The sequence below is a fragment of the Candidatus Synechococcus spongiarum SH4 genome (assembly GCF_000586015.1).
GTDB lineage: Bacteria > Cyanobacteriota > Cyanobacteriia > PCC-6307 > Cyanobiaceae > Synechococcus_B > Synechococcus_B spongiarum_F.
Genome location: NZ_JENA01000207.1, coordinates 1 through 2,913, shown reverse-complemented (window position 1 = coordinate 2,913; position 2,913 = coordinate 1). Strand labels below are relative to the sequence as shown.

4 protein-coding genes are annotated in these 2,913 nt (G+C 66.2%); 2 read left to right on the top strand and 2 right to left on the bottom strand.

Annotated elements, in window-relative coordinates; genetic code table 11:
- Both BG35_RS0108485 and BG35_RS13175 read left to right on the top strand, forming a co-directional pair.
- Window positions 1-1,631 (top strand): putative Ig domain-containing protein (locus tag BG35_RS0108485; RefSeq protein WP_173399750.1); only part of this gene is annotated, 1,631 nt, incomplete at its 5' end.
- Window positions 1,612-1,788 (top strand): hypothetical protein, encoded by a 177-nt coding sequence (locus BG35_RS13175; protein WP_161632581.1) that lies wholly within the window; start codon window positions 1,612-1,614, stop codon window positions 1,786-1,788. The genes BG35_RS0108485 and BG35_RS13175, both read left to right, overlap by 20 nt.
- Window positions 1,789-2,155: 367 nt before the next feature.
- Here BG35_RS13175 and BG35_RS11075 read toward each other — a convergent pair whose 3' ends face one another.
- Window positions 2,156-2,632, bottom strand: a complete 477-nt coding sequence (locus BG35_RS11075) for a divergent PAP2 family protein (protein ID WP_034418064.1) — start codon at window positions 2,630-2,632, stop codon at window positions 2,156-2,158.
- Between the two features lie 6 nt (window positions 2,633-2,638).
- A partial coding sequence (locus tag BG35_RS11070; RefSeq protein WP_034418063.1) for a polyprenyl synthetase family protein occupies window positions 2,639-2,913 on the bottom strand: 275 nt, incomplete at its 5' end.

The window sequence follows — 2,913 nt, the reverse complement described above, 5'->3', positions numbered from 1 at the left end:
AGCACACCCTCACCATCACGGATAACGACGGGACGAATACTGCGCCGACGGTGGCCAACGCCATTGCGGATCAGAACGCCACGGCGGGCACGGCCTTCTCCTATGGGTTCCCGGCCAATACGTTCAGTGATGCCGATAGCGATTCCTTGAGCTACACCGCCACCCAGGGGGATGACAGTGCATTACCCGGCTGGCTCACCTTCACACCGGCCAGCCGCACCTTCAGTGGTACGCCCCAGGCCGGGGATGTGGGCACGTTGACGGTGAAGGTGACCGCCGATGACGGCAACGGCGGCACGGTATCCGATGTGTTCAATATCGAGGTGAGGGCGTCAGCCGCCAAGTCGGTGGATGACGATGCCACGGATGTCCTCACCGAGGCAGTGAAGGCTGGGCAGGTGCGTGTTAGCCGCACCGTCGCCCAGCAGGTGGTGAATGCCGTGCAGGGACGTTTCAGCGCCAATCCCCAAGCCGGTCTCACCCTCACCGTGGCGGGGGAAGAGCTGACAGGCGCCACGCCGTTGGCGGAGAACGCAGGGGCATTATCCAAGGTGTTGGGCTTCGAGAGTGTGAGCGGCCAACAACTGGCGCAGGGTTCTTCCTTCTCCTTCTCCCCCTGGATAGCAGCCGGGCAAGGGCTGGAGGAGGGGGCAACACCCCGGCTGGCCGTCTGGGGTGAAGGGGCGCTCTCCTCCTTCCGTGGGCAGGAAGCCACCCTCTCTCTGACTGGGACCGTGGGCGCCGCCCTGGTTGGCGCAGACTGGCGGACGGGGCGCTGGCTGGCTGGCGCTGCCCTCTCCCACTCCTGGGGCAACGGCGGCTACGAGGGAGAGGGGGACAACGATGGTGATGGAGACTTCAGCAGCACCCTGCTTGGCCTGTTCCCCTATGGCCGTTACGCCCTCACCCCACGACTGGGTGTCTGGGCCGTGGCCGGGTACGGCCGGGGCGAGCTCTCCGTCAAACCGGACGACGGGAGCAACAGGGAGTACCGGCCCGGCAGCACCATGGTGATGGGCGCAGTGGGGCTGGATGGCTTGCTCATCGATGGCGGCGCCGAGGGGCTGAGCCTCACCACCACAATCGACCTGCTGAGCCAGAAGACCACCACCGAGCAGGTGGATGCCCTCTCCTCCAGTGAGGGCAGCGTCTCCCGGCTGCGGGTGGGGTTGGAGGCGGGCCGCCCTGTTCCCCTGGCCAACGGTGCGGCGCTCCTCCCCTCGCTGGAGGTGGGCATGAGACAAGACAGCGGCGATGGGGAAACCGGCTTCGGCCTGGAGGTGGGGGCCGGTATCGGCTGGAGCGATCCACAACGGGGCATCAGTGGCGAACTGAAGGGCCACACCCTGGTGACCCACATGGCGGAGGAGTTCCGGGAGCAGGGCTTGGCCCTTTCCTTCGCCTGGGAACCCTCCCCCACCAATCGCGGGCCGTCCCTCGTCCTGGGTCACGCCATGGGGGCTACTGCATCCGGCATGGATGCCCTCCTCAATCCCGCCGGCATGGAGGGGTTGGACGACGCCAGCACCGGGGGGGCAGCAGTTCGAGGCGCAGTTCGCTTACGGCTTCCCCGCCCACAACGACCGCCTCACCCTCTCCCCAGGGGTGGCAGTGGCCCTCTCCCCGGATAGCAGGAGCTACGGCCTCCTCTGGTCACTGGCCCCCTACTCCCGGCAGGGACGGACGGAACCTTGGGAAATCGCCCTGGAGGGCACACGGCAGCAAACCAACTCCCCAACATCCCCTGTGGATCATTCTCTGGGCCTCCGCTTCTCCCTCCTCTTCTGATCCATACCGTGGAAAACTTTGCAATTTATGACAATTCGAGAACAGTTTTCACTTGATTTTAGTAAACATACATGACCGGCAGGGTGGAAATCCCAACCGATTATCAGGCCCAGGGCTCAATGAGGAAGCCTGTTGTGGGGCGGGCTTGCCTGGGCCTGAAGGCTTTGCCCCTCGGTTGCTTGGGCCTACCTTGCGGCGGGCTGGCCAGCAAGTTCCACGTGGTCTGTGATCGGCACGGCCTCACTCCCCGCCTCGGCATCCCAGCCGTAGCCGGCTACGGCTGGGGCATACTCTCCCTCACGCCCGGCGGCTTGCGGTGGTCGGTGCGCTTACTCCCGTCAGAGCCGGGCTGAACCATCTCTGCCCGTCATTTCAGCCCCTCCAGCAGCCCCCCCATCCGGCTGATGCCCAGAAGAACCACGGCAATCCCCAGCAGACTACCCACCAACACCTGGCGCCGAGTATGCCCCAGGTTGGTGTTCAGGGGTTCCAGGGACGAGCAACGGTCGGGATCGGCCGGCGTCATGTAGGCGTTGAGCCGTTCAGCCTGGAGACCGGCGGCGCGGCGCACGCCACTGGCGTCGTACATCACCACCAGGGCCAGGGCGCAGGCCAGGGCGAACAGGGGCTGGTCAAAGCCCACCTGCCAGCCCACGCCGGCAGCCACCCCGCTCACCAGGGCCGCATGGCTGGAGGGCATTCCACCGGTCTCCAGGAGCACCGCCGGGCGCCATTGCCGCTCCACCGCTAACACCAGCAGCAGCTTGCTGAGCTGGGCCACGCCACAGGCCAGTAGGCCCCAGGCAAGGACGACGTTCTCGAAAATCGCGGCGAGGGCATCCATGGCTTGTCAGTGGTTACGGGTGGCGATGAAGTCCGCCAGGGCCAGCAGGGGGCGGGCGGCCTCCCCATGGGGGGCCAGAGCCGCCTTGGCGGCCGTGATCAGTTCGGCGGCGCTCCGGCGCGATGCCGCAAGGCCCAGCAGAGCCGGGTAGGTGCTCTTTTCCGTGAGCAGATCCTTGCCCGCGGTTTTCCCCAGGGTGGCGCTGTCTGCCGTCACGTCCAGAATGTCGTCGATGATCTGGAACGCCAGGCCGATGTTGCGGGCATAGCGGCGCAGATCGG

Coding starts and splice junctions, on each gene's coding strand:
- BG35_RS11075 (WP_034418064.1), bottom strand. CDS start 2,632: ATGGATGCCCTCGCCGCGATTTTCGAGAACGTCGTCCTTGCCTGGGGC.